Raw genomic sequence first — 1,262 nt, 5'->3', positions numbered from 1 at the left:
ATGAATCTAATACGCAGACCTTCCACCTAAGGGTGTCGAGTTGCCGATCACGCAAACTCGACCGCTCCCCGAGATGCCCGCAGCTCGTTCGAGTCCGGGCCGCGCACGACCTGCGTGTAGGCGGGCATCGAGTTGTTGAGTCGCCTCATGTCGGATGTCGAACTCGGGCCGCTGACGGCATGGTGATCACTGCTCTTACCTGCGATCCTTCGCCGGGATTCGCGTTTCCTGCGACTCTTTCGCGCATTCCGCGAAGCACTAGACGATGACTCAAAACGCTCAGCCAGACCTTCTCCCAGGGCCGGCGCAGGTGAACTGGTCGCGTCGTAGCGTCCTGGACCCGGCCCGCGCCTGGAACTCGACACCTCAGAACCCGGCACCTGATCAGTAAAAGTCTGCGTATTGCATCAGATGAATAATCTGCGCGGTCTTAAGCTCCTCTCTCATACACGGCACTTATCGCGCCTTTCGCCCTGCGGGGGTCGCTTCACGGTGTGGCCGCTGGCGCTTCCCGCGGATTCAGAACGGCTGGCCCGACCAACAACTTCCGCGGGACTCTTCGCCAGACTCCGGCGGGCGCGAATACGCACGGAGCCAATTTGCAGGGCGTCCACTAAACGAGCCCCTCCGGTAGCACGGCCCGGGTTGGTTACTGGGCGAGGTGCGGCGAACGCGGTGGCAGGCTGGCTGGGGGGCGTGGCTTAAGATCGGCTCATGTAGTAGTGCCCCATAGAGTGGTGTAACTCGGTGGCCGAGATCGTCTCCGACATCCGTGTCGTTGACGGATGTCGAGCGGCCACCGCGTGATCCTTCGAGTCAACCGTCTAAAGAATTCTCGAGGAGTCATCGCGATGACCGCACCCCATATTGTCGACCCTGCAGGCCTGCTTGGCCAAGCCCTCTCCGACGCATCACCGGATCTGATGCGTGAGCTGCTGCAGACCATGATCAACGCCCTGCTGTCCGCCGACGCCGACAGCGTGTGCGGCGCCGAATGGAACGCCCGCACCGCCGAGCGCACCAACCGGCGCAACGGCTACCGCCACCGGCCCCTGGACACCCGCGTCGGGACCGTCGACGTCGCCGTTCCGAAGCTGCGTTCGGGCAGCTATTTCCCGGAGTGGCTGCTCGAGCGCCGCAAGCGGGCCGAGTCCGCGCTGATCACGGTCGACCTGGCACTGACCACACGAAGAAACATCGCGACTAACAGGGCAAACACGCCCGCCACCAGCAAGTAAGACACGCCCCTGCCTGCCGATCGC

The 1,262-nt window shown here is 63.3% G+C and carries 1 pseudogene; it reads left to right on the top strand.

Features of this window, described 5'->3' with window-relative positions:
* Positions 1-851: 851 nt before the first annotated feature.
* Positions 852-1,169: pseudogene (locus HMPREF3086_RS01395) on the top strand (transposase); the annotation flags it as partial.
* Positions 1,170-1,262 lie beyond the last annotated feature (93 nt).

The sequence above is a fragment of the Dietzia sp. HMSC21D01 genome (assembly GCF_001815995.1).
Classification (GTDB): domain Bacteria; phylum Actinomycetota; class Actinomycetes; order Mycobacteriales; family Mycobacteriaceae; genus Dietzia; species Dietzia cinnamea.
The sequence above is the reverse complement of the archived record's forward strand: the minus strand, read 5'-3'. Positions and strand labels throughout refer to the sequence as shown.